We start from the raw sequence: 19,379 nt of genomic DNA on the forward strand, positions 1-19,379 counted from the left end.
CTTATTAGAATGTTCTAATAAACATATATGCAGATCGAGACCTAGCACTCAATCCCCCTATAAATCAATGTGCAGAGTTATTCATAAATGACGGAATTCACCCCTCTCGCGTCGCTGTCCGGTGGCGCGCTGATCGGTCTTGCTACCGTATTGCTGATGGCCTTTCACGGCCGCATCGCCGGCATGACCGGCATCCTGACAGGCCTGGTGCCGCCCCTGGCGAGCGACTGGGGCTGGCGTGCTGCCTTTCTGGCTGGCGCGATCATCGCCCCTGCCATTCTGGTGTCGTTCTCTGAAGCCAGCGTCGGCTTCGTCAACCCCGTCCCCACCCCCTGGCTGGTGATTGGCGGATTGATTGTTGGCGTTGGTGCCTATCTGGGCTCAGGCTGCACGTCAGGGCACGGCGTGTGCGGCATGGCGCGTTTGTCCCCACGCTCGATTGCGGCCACCGCCACCTTCATGGCGACCGCCATCATTACCGTTTTTGTCATTCGTCACGTGCTGGGAGGCTTCTGATGCGCCGCACTCTGCTTGCGGGCCTGATCGGCCTGATCTTTGGCACCGGCATTGCCATCTCCGGCATGGCCAATCCGGCCAAGGTGCTGAATTTTTTCGACCTGGCCGGCACCTGGGACCCCTCACTGGCGTTTGTCATGGGTGGTGCCCTGGTGGTGACTGCGATTGGTTATTTCTTCGTGCTCAAGCGCGACAAGCCGGTGCTTGAAGCGCGCTTCCACCTGCCAACCAATCGCAAGCTGGACACCCAATTGCTGGCAGGCTCAGCCATTTTCGGCATTGGCTGGGGCATAGCCGGCTTCTGCCCGGGCGGCGCCATTCCGGCGCTCGGCCTTGGTGAAAGCTCGGCCTGGATTTTCGTTGGCGCCATGCTCACCGGCATTGCCGCCGCCCGTACCGTCCGTGTGGCCCTGCAGGCCCGGACAACACAAACCGCCTGATGACCAAGAAGAGGATATGACCATGACGTCCATTCCATTCACCCCCGAACTCGATGTGCATCCTGAAGTGGTGGCGTTCTTTGACGCGCCGACCAACACCATCAGCTATGTGGTCAAGGATCCCGACTCGAACGCCTGTGCGGTGGTCGATTCAGTAATGGATATCGACTACGCGGCCGGCCGCATCACCTATGACGGCGCCGACAAGATCATCGCCTATATCGAGGATAACAAGCTCGATTTGCAGTGGCTGATCGAAACCCATGTGCATGCCGATCACCTGTCGGCCGCGCCCTATATCCAGGGCAAGCTGGGTGGCAAGCTGGGCATTGGCGAGAACATCAAGATCGTGCAGGAAACCTTCGGCAAGGTCTTCAATGAAGGCACCGAATTCCAGCGCGATGGCAGCCAGTTCGACCGGCTCTTCACCGATGGCGACAGCTACAAGATCGGCGGGCTGACGGTGCGGGTGATGCACACGCCAGGCCATACCCCGGCCTGCATGACGCATGTGGTGGGCGACGCCGCCTTCGTCGGTGACACCCTGTTCATGCCCGATGGCGGCTCGGCCCGTGCCGACTTCCCCGGCGGTGATGCGCGCACGCTGTATCAGTCGATCCAGCGCGTGCTGGCCCTGCCCGGCGAGACCCGGCTGTTCATGTGTCACGATTACGGCCCGAACGGCCGCGACATCCAGTGGGAGACCACGGTGGCAGACGAGATCGAGCACAATATCCATGTCGGCAAGGGCACTGACGAGGACAGCTTCGTGGCGATGCGTGAAGCGCGCGATGCGACGCTGGCCATGCCCAAGCTGATCATCCCGTCGCTGCAGATCAACATGCGCGGTGGCAAGCTGCCGCCCAAGGATGAGGATGGCAAAAGCTACCTCAAAGTTCCCGTGAACGGGCTGTGAGCCATGTGGCCCTTCAGCAGTTCAAACCCGAAAGAGAAAACCATGAACGTCACCAAAATCAGCCCTGACTTCGCCACAACCGGCCAGATCACTCCCGATCAGGTCAAGACCGTGGTCGATGCCGGCTACAAGTCGATCATATGCGCCCGTCCCGACAATGAAGAAGGCGGCCAGCCTGCTTATGACGATGTCGCGCGGGTCGCCGAAGCGGCAGGCCTGAAGATCGTCCACATCCCGGTTTCCGGGCCGCTGGGCGAAGGCCAGATCATCCGTTTCCACGACGCCTGGGCCAACCTGCCCAAGCCAATGCTGGGCTATTGCCGCTCGGGCATGCGCGCCGGCAGCCTCTACGCAACTCTGTCCAAGTAAGATCCCATGAAGCTCAAGACCTATCTTCCCATTCTGGACTGGGGCAGCCGCTATAATCAGGCGACCCTGACCAGTGATCTGATCGCGGCGGTGATCGTGACGATCATGCTGATCCCGCAATCGCTGGCCTATGCCCTGCTGGCTGGGCTGCCGCCGGAAGTGGGTCTTTACGCTTCGGTGCTGCCGCTGGTGGCCTATGCCATTTTCGGCACGTCGACGGCGCTGGCTGTCGGCCCCGTGGCCGTGGTGTCGCTGATGACCGCTTCGGCGGTTGGCAGCATCGCCGCGGAAGGCACGGTGGACTATGCCAGTGCCGCCATTCTGCTGGCGGCGATGTCGGGCATTATCCTGGCGGCGCTGGGGCTGTTTCGTCTCGGTTTCATCGCCAATTTCCTGTCCCATCCGGTGATCTCGGGCTTCATCACCGCGTCCGGGCTGATCATTGCGACCAGCCAGGTTGGCGGCATGCTCGGCATCAAGACCGAAGGCCATGCCCTGCCCGACCTGGTAATGTCGATCGTGCACAATATCGGCACCATCAACTGGTACACGCTGGCTGTGGGTGCGGTGTCGCTGGCGCTGCTGCTGTGGATCCGCATGGATCTCAAAAACTGGCTGATCCGTTTCGGCCTGCCCAAGGGCGCGGTGACCATCATCACGCGGGCTGGCCCGGTGCTGGTGGTGTTTCTGACCATGGCCTGGTCGGTGCTGGGTGATCTGGGTGCCAAGGGCGTCTCGCTGGTTGGCGATGTGCCACAGGGCCTGCCCATGCTGTCGCTGCCCAATTTCAATCTGGACACCATTCAGGCGCTGTTGCTGCCCGCGCTGATCATCTCGATCGTGGGTTTTGTGGAATCGATCTCGGTGGCGCAGACGCTGGCGGCCAAGCGGCGTGAGCGCATCAATCCCAATCAGGAACTGATCGGGCTGGGTGCTGCCAATATCGCGGCAGCCGTCGGTGGCGGCTATCCGGTGACGGGGGGCTTTGCCCGCTCGGTGGTCAATTTCGATGCCGGCGCCGCTACGCCAGCGGCTGGTGCCTTCACCGCCATCGGCATTGCCGGGGCAACCCTGCTGCTGACCCCGTTCCTGGCCATCCTGCCCAAGGCAACGCTGGCGGCAACGATCATCGTGGCCGTGCTGACACTGGTGGATTTCTCGATCCTCAAGCGTGCCTGGACCTATTCCAAGGCCGACTTTGCCGCCGTGGCCATCACCCTGCTGGGCACGCTGCTGATGGGTGTCGAAGTCGGCATTTCGCTGGGCGTGGGCGCGTCTATCCTGATTTTCCTTTATCGCTCATCGCAGCCGCATGCGGCCGTGGTGGGGCAGGTTCCGGGCACAGAGCACTTCCGCAACGTCAAGCGCCACAATGTCGAGACCACGCCCAGCGTGCTGTCGATCCGGGTCGATGAGAGCCTCTATTTTGCCAATGCGCGCTATCTCGAGGATCTGGTCTATGACCAGGTTGCGGGACGGCCCGAGCTCAAGGATGTGGTGCTGATGTGTTCGGCGGTGAATGCCATCGACATGTCGGCGCTCGAAAGCCTTGAGGCCATTGAGCACCAGCTCAAGGATCTGGGGGTGCGCTTGCACCTGTCGGAGGTCAAGGGACCGGTGATGGACCGGCTGGCAGGCACCGAGTTTCTGGCGCATCTGTCCGGTGGCGTGCATCTGAGCCAGCATCAGGCAATGCAGGCGATCAACAAACCACCGGTTGCTGCAGCCTAGCCACCGATACAGACCCGCAGGGCCAACGCCCTGCGGGTTTTTCAATCGACGACGCGCTTGACCAGTCCTGCCAGGGTGAGACCCTGAATGATGATGGTGAACACCACCACGGCATAGGTGGCCGCCAGGATTACGGTCTTGATGTCGGACTCCGGCAGCGAAAGCGCCAGCGCCACCGAAATACCGCCGCGCAAACCACCCCAGGTCAGCACGCGCACCGTGCCTGACATGACTTCCGTGCGGCGACGGATCAGGCTGACGGGCAGCCCTACCGCGAAAAAGCGCGCCAGCAGCGCCAGCGGGATCGAGGCAATTGCCAGCGCGATGAAGGAAAGATCAAAGCGCAGCACCAGCACCTCGAGCCCGATCAGCAGGAACAGCACGGAATTGAGGATTTCATCGATCATGGTCCAGAAGCCAAACAGGAAGCGCTGGGTGACATCGCTGAAGGCGTCGAGGGGGCCGCGATGACCAACCAGCAGGCCGGCAACCACCACCGCAATCGGTCCGCTCATGTGCAGCTTGCTGGCCACCGCATACAGACCGGTCACCAGCGCCAGTGAGATCAGCACCTCGACCGGATAATCGTCAATGGCCCGCATGGCGCGATAGGCCAGATAGCCGGTGACCCAGCCCAGCAACCCACCGCCGACGGCCTCGACCAGAAACAACTCACCGATGTGGAAAGCATCAAGGCCCTCGCCGCCCATGGTGGTGGCCGCGGCCAGCACGACGGTGAACAGCACAACCCCAACGCCATCATTGAACAGGGATTCCCCGGTCATGGTGCTCTCCAGCGCCTGCGGCACCTTGACCTGTTTGAGCGTGGACAGCACGGCCACCGGATCAGTGGGACTGATCAGGGCACCAAAGACCAGGGCCCAGACAAAGGGGATGGCAACGCCAAACAGATTGGCCAGCAGCCAGAACCCGGTACCGATCAGCGCGGTCGAGATCAGCACGCCAAAGGTGGCCATGATGGAAATGGTCAAAAGGCGCGAGCGCATGGCGTTGAAATCGACATGCAGCGCCCCGGCAAACAGCAGGAAGGCCAGCATGCCGTCGAGCACGGTCGACTGGAAATCGACCTGGTTCAGCAGCGCAACGGCGTCCTCGTAGATCACGAACTGCGGGAAGGCGAGTTCGACACCGATCAGCACCAGCGAGGCGGCAAGGGCCATCACTAGCAGACCGATGGTCTGGGGCAGTTTGAGCACGACGTGGTTGATCCAGCCAAAGGCGGCGGTGAGAACCAGCAGGACAGCGATCATATCGAACAGGGACAGGCTGGGCATCGTGGCTCGCTTGGTCGGTACGGTTGAGAGCGCCAGCTTGGCACTATTGCCGGCACGCGCAAAGGGCCGGGCAACACTTGGTTGCCCGGCCCTCTATCTAAGCATGCGAACGGCCTATTGGGGCAACGCGTAGGCGATGATGGAATCGCCAGCCTTGGTGCCGGTCGACCCGTGGCCGCCGGCGACAACCACCACGAACTGGCGCTGGCTGTCTTCGGACCAGTAGCTCATGGGCGTGGCCTGACCACCGGCTGGCAGACGGCTCTCCCAGAGCTGGTTGCCGTTGTTCACGTCATAGGCGCGCACATAATAGTCGAGCGAGCCGGAGAGGAAGGCCACCCCACCGCGGGTGATGATCGGACCACCAATGCCGGGGACGCCCATCTTGATCGGCAGCGGCACAGGCGAGAGATCCTGAATGGTGCCGTTGACGTGGCGATAGACAATCTCACCGGTGCGCAGGTCGGCGCCGGCCACATAGCCCCAAGGTGGCGACTGGCAGGGCAGACCAACCGGGCTGAGCAAAGGGCCCATCTCGGCAGCATAGGGTGCGCCATAGTTTTCGTTGAATGGCGGGGCACCTTCATCGGTCACGACGCGCTCTTCGGGATTGTCGCGCGGAATGAGCTTGGAGGTGAAGGCCAGATAGACAGGCATGGCGAAGACAGCCTGACGGACAGGATCAACGGCCACAGCCCCCCAGTTGAGCGTGCCGAAATTGCCGGGATAGACAATCGAGCCCTGCTCGGAAGGCGGGGTGTAACGCCCCTCATAGCGCAGCGACTGGAACTGGATGCGGCAGGCCAGCTGGTCAAAGGGTGTCATGCCCCACATCGATGCTTCGGTCAGCGGTTCAGGATTGAACGAGAGGGCCGAGAGTGGCTGGGTTGGCGCGGTAAAGTCACCGGCCACAGCACCCTGGGGTGCGGGTACTTCGTTGACCGGCAGGATAGGCTCGCCGGTTTCGCGATTGAGTACGAAGATTTCGCCCTGCTTGGTGGGGACCACTACGGCGGGCACGGTTTCGCCACCGATATCGAGGTCGACCAGACTTGGCTGGGCCGGCATGTCCATGTCCCAGATGTCATGGTGCACGCCCTGGAACACCCAGTCGACCTGCCCAGTATCGGCATTGAGCGCAACGACGGCGGAGGAATAGGTTTCGGCTTCCTCGCTGCGATTGCCACCGAACTGATCAGGGGACTGATTGCCCATGGGGATGTAGATCAGATCGAGTTCAGGGTCATAGCTCGAGACACTCCAGCTATTGGGCGAGTTGACCGAATAGGTCTGGCCGTCAGCCAATGGTTCGGTCTGCTCGGGGTTCAGCGAATCCCAGTTCCAGACCAGCTCGCCGGTGAACTTGTCAAAAGCCCGGATGACGCCCGAGGTCTCATTGGTCGAGACGTTGTCATTGACCGCACCGCCGACAACCACGACGCGGTCGGTAATGACTGGCGGGGAGGTGGAGTAATACGAACCGGCCGTGACGTTGGGCATGTTCTGCCACAGATCCACAGTGCCATCAGCGCCACCAAAACCGGGGCAGATTTCGCCGGTTTCAGCACTGATCGAGATCAGGCGTGCGTCAGCGGTCGGCGCGAAGATGCGGGCTGCACAATCGCCCACAGGACCGCCCGCGGAGGGGGCATCATAGGACACGCCGCGGCAGGTCAAATGCTGGGTCTGATTGCGCGGTGGCTGATCAAGATGGGGATTGAAGGTCCAGCGTTCGGCGCCGGTTTCGGCATCGAGCGCGATGATCAGATTATGCGGCGTGCACAGATAGAGACTGCCACCAACCTTGAGCGGGGTTACCTCATAGGTGGTTTCGCCGGGATCGCTTTCGCCGCGCACATCACCGGTATTGAAGGTCCAGGCGACTTCAAGGTTTTGCACATTATCGGGGGTGATCTGCTCAAGCGGAGAATAGCGCTGGCCATAGGTATCGCGGCCATAGGAATGCCATTCCCCATCGGGCACGGCCGGGTCAGAAAGTGCCGCCTCGGCGGTCATGCTGGATTCGGGCAGTGTGCCTTCCAGATCATGGGTGGGCGTGAACATGGCGATGCCTGCCACGATGACGCTGAGCACCAGTGCGACGGCAAGGGCAGGCCAGCCGCCGGACGCCGAATAGCGATTGAGGCTGCGCACGCTCCAGGGCAGCACCAGCAGAATGCCCAGAATGACCAGCCAGTCGCCGCGGGGGCCAGCTGCCACCAGTCAAAACCGACTTCCCAGACCGCCCATGCCATGGCTACGATAATGGTGCCGGCATGCAGCCAGAGCGCGCGGCGATCGCGCTGCCAGACCATGATGGCGGTGATCAGCAGGGCTGCGCCGAGCAGCAGGTAGAACCAGCTGCCCCCCAGCGCCGCAAGCCAGATACCACCGCCTCCCAGAAACAGCCCGCTCAGGGCAAACAGAGTGGCAAGAATGCGGGAAAATATCATGGGACGCCTCCGGGTGTGTCTCTACCCGAATGCATGTGGCCGCTGATCGTTCCAACTATGGCACGATTGCGGCACCGGCCCCGGTTCAGAACAGGGGCAGAGCCGACAACGGTGCACAGTGGATTGCGGTTCCCCCGCTAGCGCTGCCAGGTGGCCAGACCGTTGCCGTCCAGATAGTCGATATTGACGCTGCCCGTAGCCAGATCGAAGCTGACAGAGGACCGTGAACCGGTCGGGGCATTCTCATTGTGCGGTTCGACAGCAAAGACATCGCCATCCCAATGGGTGAGCGGGAAACTGTCACCACGTGGGCCAAGCTGGGCGACCAGGGCGCCATCATCCAGAACGATATCGAGAGGACCGAAATAATCATTCTGGTAGGTGCCGACATAGTTCTCAAGCGCCTGGTGCGGCTTGGGCTCGGCAGGCAGGCCCCTGTCAACGAGATCGCCGACAGGATCGTAAAAGCCGGCCATCAGCGCATGAAAGCCCGCATACCAGTCGCGGGTGGGGCCGCCGAACTGCGCGGTGTCGAGGAAGATGTTGGCAATCGCTTCGGGGGCACCGAGCGGACCGGCATTGGTCAGCACGATAATGCCCAGATCGGCAGATGGCACAAACTGGATGCGGGTGGCCGCGCCCAGCGTGAAGGCACCGGAATGCCCGAAAGTGGTGCGCCCGTCGGCGCCCACACCGACATTGAAGCCATAGCCATAAAAGCCGGGGCGCGCGCTGGGCACGTGGCCGGGCGAGCTGAAAGACTGCGGGCTGAGCGCGGCCTGGAGCGCGGCGGGGTCGATGAGCTGACGCTCATCATGGACGCCATCGGCCAGCAGCACCTTGAGCCATTCAGCCAGGTCAATGACATTGGATGAGACGCCACCAGCGGGCGATTGGGCGTCGCCATTGCGCTCATAGAGCGGTTGCAGCGTGCCATCGACAAGCGCGTGCAGGCTGGCGCGATCGGGTTCTGCCTGAAAATCGGCATAGCGCGAACTGGTGTGATCCATCTTCAGGGGCGCGTAGAGCGACTGGGCCGACAGGTCCTCCCAGCTCTTGCCCGTGGCCGCAGCGACGGCCTGAGCGGCGCTGGTGATGCCGAAATTGGCGTAGTTGTAAGAGGTGCGGAAGGTATCGAGCGGCTGGTAGCGCAGACGCGCCATCACATCGGCCCGGCCGAAGCCGAGATCTTCGAGGTCATCGCCCGCGCCCAGCGGCAGGCCGGAGCGATGGGCATAGAGATCCCCGATGGTGAGATTGGCACTGACCCATTCCTCGCCGAGACGGAAATCGGGCAGATAGCTGGTTACCCGATCATCCCAGGTGATCAGCCCCTCGGTAACGGCAATCGCCGCCACGGTGGCGGCGAGCGGTTTTGACACCGAGGCAATCTGGAAGACCGTCTGAGGGGTGACAGGATCATCGGCGCCGCGTTTCCTGACGCCATAACCCCTGGCAAACACAGTCTGCCCACCCTGCACCACCGCAACGGCAACGCCTGGAACGCCGCTGCGCTCCATAATGGTGTGCACCGTGTCATCAAGCTGCTCAAGCGCCAGTTCGACCCCGCCGGGAGCGAGCTTGCTGACATCCATGGAGGGCGCGGGCCCGATATCGAGATTGGCGGGCTGGGCCTGGACCGGCGCGATAGCAAAAACGGTGCCAAGGCTGGCCGCGGTCAGAAACGCAGAAAAACGTGTCTTGGTCATGCAAATAGTCCCCCGACTGCACTGTCCTGTCATGCGCACCGTCCCGCAATATGGGTATGGTGGCAATGGCGACACTGCCATGGCGGGGTGATGAGCGGGTTAGCCCAATGCCGGACATTTTACGGGCCAAGGGTAACAGTCACGAGCGCATGCGCCGCGATCAGTCGCGCTGCTGGACCTGTTCTTCAATGACACGGGTGAGGGACAGCGAGGCATTGACGATGTGCTGGCGTGTCAGATCGGCGGCGCGTTCGGCATCGCCGGCACGACAGGCATCGATGATCTGCTGATGCTCTTCAATGGCGCGTTCGCGGCCATGGGCGAGGCTGAGCTGGGCGCGGATATAGCGTTCGATGCGATCATTGGCGGCTTCGGCAGCCGCGAAATAATAGGGCAGATTGGCGTCGACATAGAGCGAGGAATGGAACTGGCGATTGAGGTCGCCCCAGCGCACGCCATCGGTTTCTTGCTCAAATGAGTTGCACAGATCCTGCGCGTGCTCGATGGCCTGCTGGCTCATGCGGGGTACGGAATGGGCAATCAACTTGGGTTCGACCGTGGCGCGGAAATCGAAAATCTCGCGGATCTCGTCGCTCGATATGCGGCTGACCACGACGCCCTTATAGCGCACAGAGGTCACCAGCCCGCTGGCTTCGAGCTGCTTGAGCGCCTCGCGCACCGGGATGCGGCTGACATTGAACATCTTGGCGATGGCGTCCTGGCGGAGGGTCTGGCCCTCCTCGAGTTCACCGCGAATGATCGCCGCGCGCAGGGCGTCGTGAATGACGTCCGATGAGGACGCCCCGGCTCCAAGATTAGATGCTCGCGCGCTGAGCTGGTCGATCAATCCACTTCCTCCAAGATTGGCAATGCCCGGCTTTTACCGGTGCTTTTTGCCAACCACAATCACTTCGTGGGACCACCAACATAGCATGTTGTATATTGGATACAATCGTGCAAATCTTGGTTTCAGAAGCCTTGGTGAGGGGAACGAAGCCAGGGTCGAAAACAGGGTTGAGGAGCCTTTAATATGAAAATCACTGCACTTCTTGCGACCACCGCGATTGCCATGGCGTTCGCTGCGCCCGCCTACGCGGAAATGAAGATCGGCATCCTGGTGCCCACCACCGGATCGGAAGCAACCTATGGCCAGGACATGGCCAATGCGGTTGATCTGGCGATCGCCGAAATCAATGCTGCCGGCGGTGTGCTGGGCGAACAGCTCAGCTCGGTTGTTGGTGATGATGGCTGCGACCCACAGCAGGCCGTCAACGCTGCCAGCAAGCTGGCTTCGTCCGATGTGACCGGCATTGTCGGTGGCTACTGCTCGGGCGCGACTGTTCCGACCCTGAAGATTTTTGGCGATGCGAACATCCCATTCGTGATCGCAGCTGCGAACTCGACCAAGCTGATCCCCGCCAATCCCGGCAATGCCTTCATGATCAACTCCACCGGCAATGATCAGGTGGCCAAGGCCATCGAATATTTCACGGCCAATGGCGTGAGCTCGCTGGCCATCGTGAACCAGGGCGATGCCTATTCGCAGGACCTTGCCGATCTGACCAAGAAGAACTGGGAAGAAGCCGGCAATACCGTGCCCGCGTTTGAAGTCGCCAATAAAGGCGAGCAGGACTATTCGGCCATCGTGACCGCCATTCGTTCGGCCAATCCCGATGCCGTGTTCTGGACCGCCTATTACGCCGATGGTGGCCTGCTGATCCGTCAGCTGCGTCAGGCCGGCTATCAGGGCAAGATCGCCGTGGGCGATGGTTCAAACTCGCCCGAGCTGTTCAACATTGCCGGCTCGGCCGCTGATGGCGTGGTCGGCTTCTCCAACCCGACCGCCGAATTCCTGCCAGAAGCAAAAGCCTTCATCGCCGACTATACCGAAGCCAATGGCTCGGCTCCCGGCCCCTATGCCCCACTGGCCTATGACGGCATGCACCTGCTGGCCAAGGCAATCGAGACTGCTGGCAGCACCGATGCCGAAGCGATCAACGCCGCGCTCGCCGCGTCGGATTACACCGGCATTGCCGGTCAGATCACCTTCACCCCTGAAAACACCCTGGCACGCTCCAACTTCGTGGTGCTGCAGGGTAAGGGCGGTGCCTGGACCCTGGCTGAATAGGCGACCGATTACAGGCCCCGCCGCTCACCAGAGCGGCGGGGTCAATCACAATCGGGGTCAGGTGGGGAGCTTGTGAATGTCGGTCCTTGATATCTTTTTGCAGCAGCTGGTGAACGGGCTGGTTCTCGGCTCATTCTATGCGCTGGTGGCGCTGGGCTACACCATGATCTTTGGTGTGGTGAAGCTGCTCAATTTCGCCCATGGCGATATTTACATGGTCGGCGGCTTTGTCGGCTTTCTTATTCTTTCGGTAATCGCGCCCATTGTCGGGCCCGGCTGGACAGGCGTTGCGATCTCGATGGTCGTGGCGATGATCGCGGTGGGCTTTCTGGGCGTGGTGATCCAGCGGGTTGCCTACCAACCCATGCTCAATGCCCCCCGGCTCTCGATCCTCATCACGGCACTGGCCGTGTCGCTGGTGTTGCAGAACGGCGTGCTGACCCTGACCCATGGCCAGTATCAGCCCATGGGCGCTGATCTGGGCTTTGGCGGTATCAATCTGGGCCTGTTGTTCATCAGCCATAACCAGATGATCCTGGTGGGCACTGCTGCGGCGCTGATGATCGGGCTCGAACTTTTCGTCTCGCGCACCCAGTACGGCCGCGCCATGCGCGCCATTTCAATCGACAAGGACATGTGCCGCCTGATGGGGATCAATGTCACCGCAGTGATCGCGGTGACATTCTTTGTCGGCTCGGCACTGGCCGCTGCGGCAGGCACCATGGCCGGGGCCTATTACGGCTCGGTCTGGTATTTCATGGGCTTTCTGATCGGCATCAAGGCGTTCACCGCAGCGGTGATCGGCGGCATTGGCTCGATCCCCGGCGCCATGCTGGGCGGGTTGATCCTGGGCCTGCTGGAAGCCTTTGGCACACAGATCCCCGGCATTGGCAGCGAGTGGAAGGACGTGTTCTCGTTCTCCGTGCTGATCCTGGTGCTGGTCCTCAAGCCGACCGGCCTGTTGGGCAAGTCAGAGCAGGAGCGCATGTAACATGGCCCAGCCCCGCTCAAACGCTTTCAACAACATCATCGCCCAGTTCAACGAACCCTGGAAACGCTACACAGCCTTTGCGGTGATCATCGCGCTGCTGCTGATCGCGCCCATTTCGCTTGGGCCCTATGCCACCGTGATCCTGACCAATGCATTGCTCTATGTGGTGCTGGCGCTGGGGCTCAACGTGGTGGTGGGCTATGCCGGCCTGCTCGATCTGGGTTATGCCGCCTTCTTTGCGGTTGGTGCCTATACGGTGGGTATCCTGACCCACACATTCGGGCTCAACTTCTGGGTCACCCTGCCCGTGGCCGTGGGTGCGGCCGTGGTTGCCGGTATTGTCATCGGCACACCAACGCTGCGCCTGCGCTCTGACTATCTGGCCATTGTGACGCTGGGCTTTGGCGAGATCGTGCGCTTTACCGCACGCAATCTCGACATCACCGGCGGCGCCAGCGGCATTTCTGGCATCCAGCAGCCCTGGCTGTTTGGCTGGCACATCAATACCCCGTTTGAATTCTACTATGTGTTCGTGGTGCTCGCGATCCTGGCTGTGATCGTCAGCGTACGCTTGCAGAATTCGCGACTGGGTCGGGCCTGGCTCTATGTGCGACACGACGAAGATGCCGCCGAAGCGATGGGCATCGACACGGTGCGCGTCAAACTGGCCGCCTATGTCATCGGCGCAATCTTTGGCGCCATTGCCGGAGCGTTCTTTGCGGTCAATCTGGGCGCCATTTCGCCGGAAAGTTTCTCGTTCCAGCAATCGGTGCTGATCCTGATGGCCGTGATCCTTGGCGGTATGGGCAAGATCCCGGGTGTGATCCTGGGTGCCTTCATCGTGGTGCTGGCGCCCGAACTGCTGCGCGACATGGGCGAATTCCGCCTGTTGCTGTTCGCTGTGGGTCTGCTGCTGGTCATGCTGTTCCGACCCAGTGGCATCTGGCCTGTGAGGGGGAAATAATCATGAGTAATCCCCTCCTCGAACTGGCCGGCGTCAATCTCAGCTTTGCCGGCAATACCGTGCTGGACAATGTCGACTTCACTGTCGGGCGCGGCGTGATCGCCAGCCTGATCGGCCCCAATGGCGCGGGCAAGACCTCGCTGTTCAACTGCATTACCGGTTTTTACAAACCGCAGTCGGGCTCGATCAAGGTTGATGGCCATGAGCTGATGAACCTCAAGCCCCACAAGGTCACCCAGGCAGGGATCGCGCGCACATTTCAGAACGTGCGGCTGTTCCAGCAGATGACCGTGCTGGAAAACGTGATGAGTGGCAGTCATTGCCGCTCCAAGGCGGGGGCCCTGTCGGCCATTCTGGGCTTGCCCAGCCAGCGCCGCGAGGAAGCAATGATCCGCGCGCACGCCATTGAGTGTCTGGAGTTTGTCGGCATTGCCGATGAGATGGATCGCGATGCCACCAATCTGGCCTATGGCCATCAGCGCCGGGTCGAAATTGCCCGTGCCTTGGCGACACGGCCCAAGCTCCTGCTGCTGGATGAACCCGCAGCGGGGCTCAATGCCGGCGAAAAGCAGGGTCTGCTTGAGCTAATCGGGCGCATCCGCGATGAGCTCGATATCTCGGTGCTGCTGATCGAACACGACACGGGCATGGTGATGAAGATTTCCGAACACATCAACGTGCTCGACCATGGCGTGATGATTGCCGAAGGCACACCAAAGCAAGTCCAGGCCAACCCCAAGGTGATCGAAGCCTATCTGGGTCAGGAAGACGGGGAGGACCTGCTATGAGCACCCCAGCTGAAACCATCCTGCAGCTCGAAGGGGTCACCGCTGGCTATGGCCGGATCGTGGCGCTGAACGGCATTGATCTCAAGGTCGAGACTGGCGCCATGGTGACCCTGCTGGGCGCCAATGGCGCGGGCAAGACCACAACGCTCAAGACCATTTCGGGCCTTGTGCGCGCAACCGGTGGCCGCGTGCTGTTTGAGGGTGAAGACATTACCCAGACACCCGCTCACGAGATCGCCCGGCGCGGTCTGGTGCATGTGCCTGAAGGGCGCCACGTGCTGCGCGGGCTCAGCGTGCGCGAAAACCTCGAACTGGGCGCCTTTACCGTCAAGGACCCGGCCCTTCGCGCCAAGCGGATGAAAGAGGTGTTCGGCCTGTTCCCCGTGCTGGAAAAGCGCCAGCATGGCGACGGCTCCCTGCTCTCGGGCGGCGAGCAGCAAATGCTGGCCATTGGCCGGGCGCTGATGCACGGCCCTCGCCTGCTGCTGCTGGACGAACCGTCGATGGGTCTGGCCCCCAAGCTGGTGATCGAGACGATGCAGATCGTCAAACGGCTGCACGAGGCCGGCACCACCATCCTGCTGGTCGAACAGAATGCGCGGCTGGCGCTCAAGCTGGCCGATTATGGCTATGTGCTCGAGGGCGGGCATATCCGCATGCAGGGCGAGGCCGCCACGCTGCGCGCCGACAAATCCATCGTCCAGGCCTATCTGGGCGAATAGAACTTCAATCAATCCCTCTAGACTGTGAGACTGAAATGACTGTGAATTGGCAAGGCGTTATCCCCGCTCTGATGACCGAAATGAAGCAGGACGGGGCGCTGGATATGCCCTCGACCGCAAAGCATGTCGAATCCAGCCTCAAGGCGGGCTGCGAAGGCTTCATCATGCTGGGCACGCTGGGCGAAAACTCGTCGCTGTCGCTGGATGAAAAAGAACTCGTCGTGCGTACCGCCGTGGAAGCATCCAATGGCCGCGCACCGGTGATTGCCGGCATTGCCGAATACACCACTGATCTGGCTATCGAGACCGCCAATCGCCTCAAGAAGGCCGGCGCTGACGGCATCATGGCACTGCCAACCATGGTCTATCAGCAGGATGCGCGCGAAGCTGTCGAGCATTTCAAGAAGCTGGCGCAGGCCGTCGATCTGCCGATGATGATCTACAACAATCATGTCGCCTACAAGGTCGACCTGCTGCCCGAGGATTTCGTCGGGCTGAACGATCAGAAGAACATCGTGGCGGTCAAGGAATCCAGCCATGACAGCCGCCGCATCACCGATATGATCAATGTGTTGGGCGATCGCTACAAGCTGTTCTGTGGCGTGGACGACCTGATGCTGGAAAACGTGCTGTTCGGCGCGGTTGGCTGGGTGTCGGGCATGACCAACAGCTTCCCCAATGAAGCCGTGCAGATGTACAAGCTGGCCAAGGCCGGTCGGGTCGATGAAGCCCTGGCGATCTATCGCTGGTTCATGCCGGTGCTGCATCTCGATACCAAGGTCAAGCTGGTGCAATATATCAAGCTGGCCAACCAGATGGCTGGCGAAGGCGCCGAATGGGTACGCGCACCGCGCCTGCCGCTGATCGGCGAGGAGCGCAAGATGATCGAAAAGATCGTCCAGACCGCCATTGATACGCGACCCACGCTGGCAGCACTTTAGCCCGATCGGCAGACAGCCAAATGGTCAAAACCAACCAGGCTGATGTCGTCATTGTCGGGGCGGGTATTATCGGCCTTTCAGCTGCGTTCCGCCTGCAAGAGGCGGGGCGCAGTGTGACCTTGATCGACAAGACAGGCATTGCCCGGGGCACAAGCTTCGGCAATGCGGCCGCCTTTGCCTTTTCCGACGTGCTGCCCATGGCGGCCAAGGGAATGATCGGAAAGGTTCCCGGCTGGCTGATGGACCCGCTGGGGCCCCTGAGCATTCCGCCCGCCTATTTCGTCAAAATCATGCCCTGGCTGGTGCGCTTCTGGCGCGCGGGCTGGCTCGACAAGCGCGATGCCAGCATTGCCGCGCAGGTTGCGCTGATGGAGCTGGCCCGCAGCGAGATGGCGGCCCTGACGCAGGCGGCCGGCACCGCGCATATGGTGCGCTCGGAAGGCTCGCTGGAGCTTTACGAGAGCGAAGCAGAATTCAGCGACAGCCTGTCGGGCTGGGCGGTGCGCGAGGCAAACGGGATCGGCTTTGAGCATGTGCGCGGGGCGCGGCTGGCGGAATTGCAGCCGGGGCTGGCCGCGCGGTTTGTTGCCGGCACATTCGTGCCGCAATGGCAGACCGTCAGCGAGCCCTATGAGTTTGCCAGCGCGCTTGGCGCGGCTGTGCTGGCCAAGGGTGCCACGCTGCTCACCGAGACTGTCAGCAGCGTCAAGCCGGGCGATGATGGCATCATCGTCGCGCTGGGCAATGGCGAGATGCTGCTGGCCAGGCAGGTGGTGATTGCCTGTGGCGCCTGGTCGAAAAACCTGGTTGCGGGATTGGGCGACAGCGTGCCGCTCGATACCGAGCGGGGCTACAATACCACCCTGCCCGCCGGTGCCTTCCCCTTGCAGCGTCAGCTGATCTTTGGCGGGCACGGCTTTGTGGTGACGCCGCTGGATAATGGCATACGCATTGGTGGCGCGGTGGAACTGGGCGGGCTCGAATTGCCGCCCAATTATGCCCGGGCCGATGCGATGCTGAAAAAGGCCGCAAGCTTCATGCCGGGGCTGAAAACCGACGGCGGCAAGCAGTGGATGGGCTTTCGGCCGTCGCTGCCCGACAGCCTGCCGGTGATCGGTCGTTCAACGGCAAGCCCTGATATCGTCTATGCTTTCGGGCACGGGCATCTGGGCCTGACGCAATCGGCAGCAACAGCGCGGCTGATCGCGGATCTGATCAGCGACAAGGCACCGGCAATCGACATCACGCCCTTTGCGGCGGACCGTTTTTAATTCGAGAACAGCCATGGCACGACACAGTTTCTTTTGCGTAGATGGGCACACATGCGGCAATCCGGTGCGACTGGTGGCCGGCGGCGGGCCGCTGCTCAAGGGTACCACCATGCTGGAGCGGCGGGCCGATTTCCTGGCGCACCACGACTGGATCCGCACCGCGCTGATGTTTGAGCCACGCGGGCATGATGTGATGTCGGGCTCGATCCTCTATCCCCCGCTGATCCGGCCAATGACATGGCGATCCTGTTCATCGAGACCTCGGGGTGTCTGGCCATGTGCGGACACGGCACCATTGGCACAGTGACCATGGCGATTGAACAAGGGCTGATCACCCCCAAGACACCCGGCACTGTGCGGCTTGAAGTACCCGCCGGGCTGGTGGTCGCCGAATATAGGCAGCTGGGTGATTACGTCGAAGAGGTCAAAATCACCAATGTGCCCTCCTTCCTCTACAAGACCGATCTTGAGGTGGAATGCCCTGATCTGGGCATGCTGAAGGTCGACGTGGCCTATGGCGGCAATTTCTATGCGATCATCGATCCGCAGGAAAACTTCGCCGACATGGACCAGTACTCGGCGGCCGATTTCATTCGCTGGAGCCCGGTGCTGCGGCAGCGACTGAACGAAGCACACAGCTTCATCCATCCCGAAAAGCCCGAGATCAACGGGTTGAGCCACATGATGTGGACCGGCGCGCCCAAGCACGACGGATCGACGGCGCGCAATGCGGTGTTTTATGGCGACAAGGCCATCGACCGCTCGCCCTGCGGCACGGGCACCTCGGCGCGCATGGCGCAATGGTATGGCAAGGGCAAGCTCAAGGCGGGCGATGCCTTCATCCATGAGAGCATTATCGGCTCGATCTTCAAGGGTCGCGTCGAAGATACGCTGAGCGTGGGCGGGCTGCCTGCCATCGTCCCCTCGATTGCCGGCTGGGCCCGGATGACCGGCCTGAACACAATTTTTGTCGATGACCGCGACCCGTTCAAGCACGGCTTTCTGGTCAACTAACCCAAGGACATCACTGCCATGAAAATCACCGCCATCACTGCCTGGCAGGTCGATCTGCCGCTCAAGGAAGGCCGCTATAGCTGGTCCAATGGCAATTTTGTCGATGTGTTCGACACCACCGTGGTGGCGATTGAAACCGATGCGGGCATTACCGGTTATGCCGAATGCTGCCCGCTGGGCTCGGCCTATCTGCCATCCTATGCGCTGGGCGTGCGCAGCGGATTACACGAAATCGGCCCCAAGCTGATCGGCATGGACCCGACCAATCTCAATGGCATCAATCGGCATATGGATGCGGTACTGCGCGGGCACAATTACATCAAGGCGCCAATCGACATTGCCTGTTGGGACATTCTGGGCAAGCTGACCGGGCTGCCGGTCTATACCCTGCTCGGCGGCGCGGCGCAGGAGAAGGTGGCGCTCTATCGAGCCATCTCCCAGCAATCGCCCGAGGAGATGGCGGCCAAGATCGCCGGCTATCGCGCCGAGGGCTATACCAAGTTCCAGCTCAAGGTGGGCGGCAATGCCGAAGAGGATATCGAGCGCATCCGCGCCTGCCGCGCCATCCTGTCGCCCAGCGATATTCTGGTGGCCGACGCCAATACCGGCTGGAACCGCGCTGAAGCCGCCCGCGTAGTGGCGGCAGTGGCTGATCTCGATGTCTATATCGAGCAGCCCTGCATGACCTATGAGGAATGTCTGTCGATCCGCCGGCGCACCAGTCGCCCGTTCATCCTTGATGAAGTGATCGACAATGCCGGCTCGCTGGTCAAGGGCCTGGCCGAAGACGCCATGGACGTGATCAATCTCAAGATCTCCAAGGTGGGGGGGCTGACCAAGGCGCGGCTGATGCGCGATCTGGCGGTGGCCAGCGGCATTCCCATGACCATTGAGGACACCTGGGGCGGCGACATCACCACCGCGGCGATCGCCCATCTGGCGCGCTCAACGCCCGAAGAATTCTGCTTCTCGGCGACCGACTTCAACAGCTATGTCACCACCTCGATTGCCGAGGGAGCGCCGGTACGTGAACAGGGCTTCATGACGGCGCCCGATGCACCCGGTCTGGGCGTGACGCCGCGTCTGGATGTGCTGGGCGAGCCTGCGCTGCATATCGTCTAACCTCTTACC

The 19,379-nt window shown here is 61.5% G+C and carries 16 protein-coding genes and 2 pseudogenes; 14 read left to right on the forward strand and 4 right to left on the reverse strand.

Annotated elements, in window-relative coordinates; genetic code table 11:
* The first annotated feature begins 87 nt into the window (after window positions 1–87).
* The 5 genes from AC0L37_RS16020 to AC0L37_RS16040 are packed head-to-tail and all read left to right on the forward strand — an operon-like array spanning window position 88 to window position 3,972.
* Window positions 88–516 carry a YeeE/YedE family protein gene (locus AC0L37_RS16020; protein ID WP_212659499.1) on the forward strand — a complete coding sequence of 143 codons (429 nt, stop codon included), beginning with the start codon at window positions 88–90 and terminating at the stop codon, window positions 514–516.
* Window positions 516–956, forward strand: coding sequence for a YeeE/YedE family protein (locus AC0L37_RS16025; RefSeq protein WP_269370594.1), 441 nt, complete (start codon window positions 516–518; stop codon window positions 954–956). The genes AC0L37_RS16020 and AC0L37_RS16025 overlap by 1 nt, the downstream gene beginning before the upstream one ends.
* 22 nt (window positions 957–978) lie before the next feature.
* Window positions 979–1,872, forward strand: coding sequence for an MBL fold metallo-hydrolase (locus tag AC0L37_RS16030; RefSeq protein ID WP_212659497.1), 894 nt, complete (start codon window positions 979–981; stop codon window positions 1,870–1,872).
* A gap of 42 nt (window positions 1,873–1,914) precedes the next feature.
* A complete protein-coding gene (locus AC0L37_RS16035) occupies window positions 1,915–2,241 on the forward strand; it encodes a protein tyrosine phosphatase family protein (protein WP_212659496.1) in 327 nt (108 codons plus the stop codon).
* 6 nt (window positions 2,242–2,247) lie between these two features.
* Entirely contained in the window at window positions 2,248–3,972 is a 1,725-nt protein-coding gene (locus AC0L37_RS16040) for a SulP family inorganic anion transporter (protein ID WP_212659495.1), read from the forward strand.
* A 41-nt stretch (window positions 3,973–4,013) separates the two neighbouring features.
* Here AC0L37_RS16040 and AC0L37_RS16045 read toward each other — a convergent pair whose 3' ends face one another.
* The 4 genes and pseudogenes from AC0L37_RS16045 to AC0L37_RS16060 all read right to left on the reverse strand — a co-directional run bounded on the left by AC0L37_RS16045 (window position 4,014) and on the right by AC0L37_RS16060 (window position 10,276).
* The gene (locus tag AC0L37_RS16045) at window positions 4,014–5,258 is read right to left on the reverse strand and encodes a cation:proton antiporter (RefSeq protein WP_212659646.1); all 1,245 of its coding nucleotides are present in this window, start codon (window positions 5,256–5,258) and stop codon (window positions 4,014–4,016) included.
* Between the two features lie 123 nt (window positions 5,259–5,381).
* A pseudogene (locus AC0L37_RS16050) lies at window positions 5,382–7,720 on the reverse strand (glucose/quinate/shikimate family membrane-bound PQQ-dependent dehydrogenase).
* 137 nt (window positions 7,721–7,857) lie between these two features.
* Window positions 7,858–9,429: a serine hydrolase gene (locus tag AC0L37_RS16055; protein ID WP_282222666.1), complete on the reverse strand. Its 1,572-nt coding sequence runs from the start codon at window positions 9,427–9,429 to the stop codon at window positions 7,858–7,860.
* Window positions 9,430–9,589: 160 nt separating this feature from the next.
* The gene (locus AC0L37_RS16060) at window positions 9,590–10,276 is read right to left on the reverse strand and encodes a GntR family transcriptional regulator (protein ID WP_249327879.1); all 687 of its coding nucleotides are present in this window, start codon (window positions 10,274–10,276) and stop codon (window positions 9,590–9,592) included.
* Between the two features lie 183 nt (window positions 10,277–10,459).
* On the opposite strand from AC0L37_RS16060, the gene AC0L37_RS16065 reads away from it, so the two are divergent.
* From AC0L37_RS16065 to AC0L37_RS16105, 9 genes and pseudogenes are all read left to right on the forward strand, one after another.
* Window positions 10,460–11,557: a branched-chain amino acid ABC transporter substrate-binding protein gene (locus AC0L37_RS16065; protein WP_212659492.1), complete on the forward strand. Its 1,098-nt coding sequence runs from the start codon at window positions 10,460–10,462 to the stop codon at window positions 11,555–11,557.
* A gap of 76 nt (window positions 11,558–11,633) precedes the next feature.
* Window positions 11,634–12,548: a branched-chain amino acid ABC transporter permease gene (locus AC0L37_RS16070; RefSeq protein WP_212659491.1), complete on the forward strand. Its 915-nt coding sequence runs from the start codon at window positions 11,634–11,636 to the stop codon at window positions 12,546–12,548.
* 1 nt (window position 12,549) lies between these two features.
* A complete protein-coding gene (locus tag AC0L37_RS16075; protein ID WP_212659490.1) occupies window positions 12,550–13,512 on the forward strand; it encodes a branched-chain amino acid ABC transporter permease in 963 nt (320 codons plus the stop codon).
* 2 nt (window positions 13,513–13,514) lie between these two features.
* Complete coding sequence (locus AC0L37_RS16080) at window positions 13,515–14,300, forward strand: ABC transporter ATP-binding protein (RefSeq protein ID WP_269370581.1); 786 nt, start codon at window positions 13,515–13,517, stop codon at window positions 14,298–14,300.
* Complete coding sequence (locus AC0L37_RS16085; protein ID WP_249327878.1) at window positions 14,297–15,022, forward strand: ABC transporter ATP-binding protein; 726 nt, start codon at window positions 14,297–14,299, stop codon at window positions 15,020–15,022. Before AC0L37_RS16080 ends, AC0L37_RS16085 begins: the two co-directional genes overlap by 4 nt.
* 35 nt (window positions 15,023–15,057) lie before the next feature.
* Window positions 15,058–15,963 carry a dihydrodipicolinate synthase family protein gene (locus AC0L37_RS16090; RefSeq protein WP_282222665.1) on the forward strand — a complete coding sequence of 302 codons (906 nt, stop codon included), beginning with the start codon at window positions 15,058–15,060 and terminating at the stop codon, window positions 15,961–15,963.
* A 20-nt stretch (window positions 15,964–15,983) separates the two neighbouring features.
* The gene (locus AC0L37_RS16095; protein WP_282222664.1) at window positions 15,984–17,234 is read left to right on the forward strand and encodes an NAD(P)/FAD-dependent oxidoreductase; all 1,251 of its coding nucleotides are present in this window, start codon (window positions 15,984–15,986) and stop codon (window positions 17,232–17,234) included.
* Window positions 17,235–17,247: 13 nt separating this feature from the next.
* A pseudogene (locus AC0L37_RS16100) lies at window positions 17,248–18,248 on the forward strand (4-hydroxyproline epimerase).
* Between the two features lie 18 nt (window positions 18,249–18,266).
* The gene (locus AC0L37_RS16105; protein ID WP_282222663.1) at window positions 18,267–19,370 is read left to right on the forward strand and encodes a cis-3-hydroxy-L-proline dehydratase; all 1,104 of its coding nucleotides are present in this window, start codon (window positions 18,267–18,269) and stop codon (window positions 19,368–19,370) included.
* Window positions 19,371–19,379 lie beyond the last annotated feature (9 nt).

This window comes from Devosia sp. J2-20 (assembly GCF_055808475.1).

What these genes read in the sequence shown, in the direction of transcription:
- AC0L37_RS16080 (WP_269370581.1), top strand. Translation starts at nt 13,515, where the DNA reads ATGAGTAATCCCCTCCTCGAACTGGCCGGCGTCAATCTCAGCTTTGCC.
- AC0L37_RS16090 (WP_282222665.1), top strand. Translation starts at nt 15,058, where the DNA reads ATGACTGTGAATTGGCAAGGCGTTATCCCCGCTCTGATGACCGAAATG.
- AC0L37_RS16070 (WP_212659491.1), top strand. Translation starts at nt 11,634, where the DNA reads ATGTCGGTCCTTGATATCTTTTTGCAGCAGCTGGTGAACGGGCTGGTT.
- AC0L37_RS16025 (WP_269370594.1), top strand. Translation starts at nt 516, where the DNA reads ATGCGCCGCACTCTGCTTGCGGGCCTGATCGGCCTGATCTTTGGCACC.
- AC0L37_RS16035 (WP_212659496.1), top strand. Translation starts at nt 1,915, where the DNA reads ATGAACGTCACCAAAATCAGCCCTGACTTCGCCACAACCGGCCAGATC.
- AC0L37_RS16020 (WP_212659499.1), top strand. Translation starts at nt 88, where the DNA reads ATGACGGAATTCACCCCTCTCGCGTCGCTGTCCGGTGGCGCGCTGATC.
- AC0L37_RS16085 (WP_249327878.1), top strand. Translation starts at nt 14,297, where the DNA reads ATGAGCACCCCAGCTGAAACCATCCTGCAGCTCGAAGGGGTCACCGCT.
- AC0L37_RS16040 (WP_212659495.1), top strand. Translation starts at nt 2,248, where the DNA reads ATGAAGCTCAAGACCTATCTTCCCATTCTGGACTGGGGCAGCCGCTAT.
- AC0L37_RS16030 (WP_212659497.1), top strand. Translation starts at nt 979, where the DNA reads ATGACGTCCATTCCATTCACCCCCGAACTCGATGTGCATCCTGAAGTG.
- AC0L37_RS16075 (WP_212659490.1), top strand. Translation starts at nt 12,550, where the DNA reads ATGGCCCAGCCCCGCTCAAACGCTTTCAACAACATCATCGCCCAGTTC.
- AC0L37_RS16105 (WP_282222663.1), top strand. Translation starts at nt 18,267, where the DNA reads ATGAAAATCACCGCCATCACTGCCTGGCAGGTCGATCTGCCGCTCAAG.
- AC0L37_RS16095 (WP_282222664.1), top strand. Translation starts at nt 15,984, where the DNA reads ATGGTCAAAACCAACCAGGCTGATGTCGTCATTGTCGGGGCGGGTATT.
- AC0L37_RS16055 (WP_282222666.1), bottom strand. Translation starts at nt 9,429, where the DNA reads ATGACCAAGACACGTTTTTCTGCGTTTCTGACCGCGGCCAGCCTTGGC.
- AC0L37_RS16065 (WP_212659492.1), top strand. Translation starts at nt 10,460, where the DNA reads ATGAAAATCACTGCACTTCTTGCGACCACCGCGATTGCCATGGCGTTC.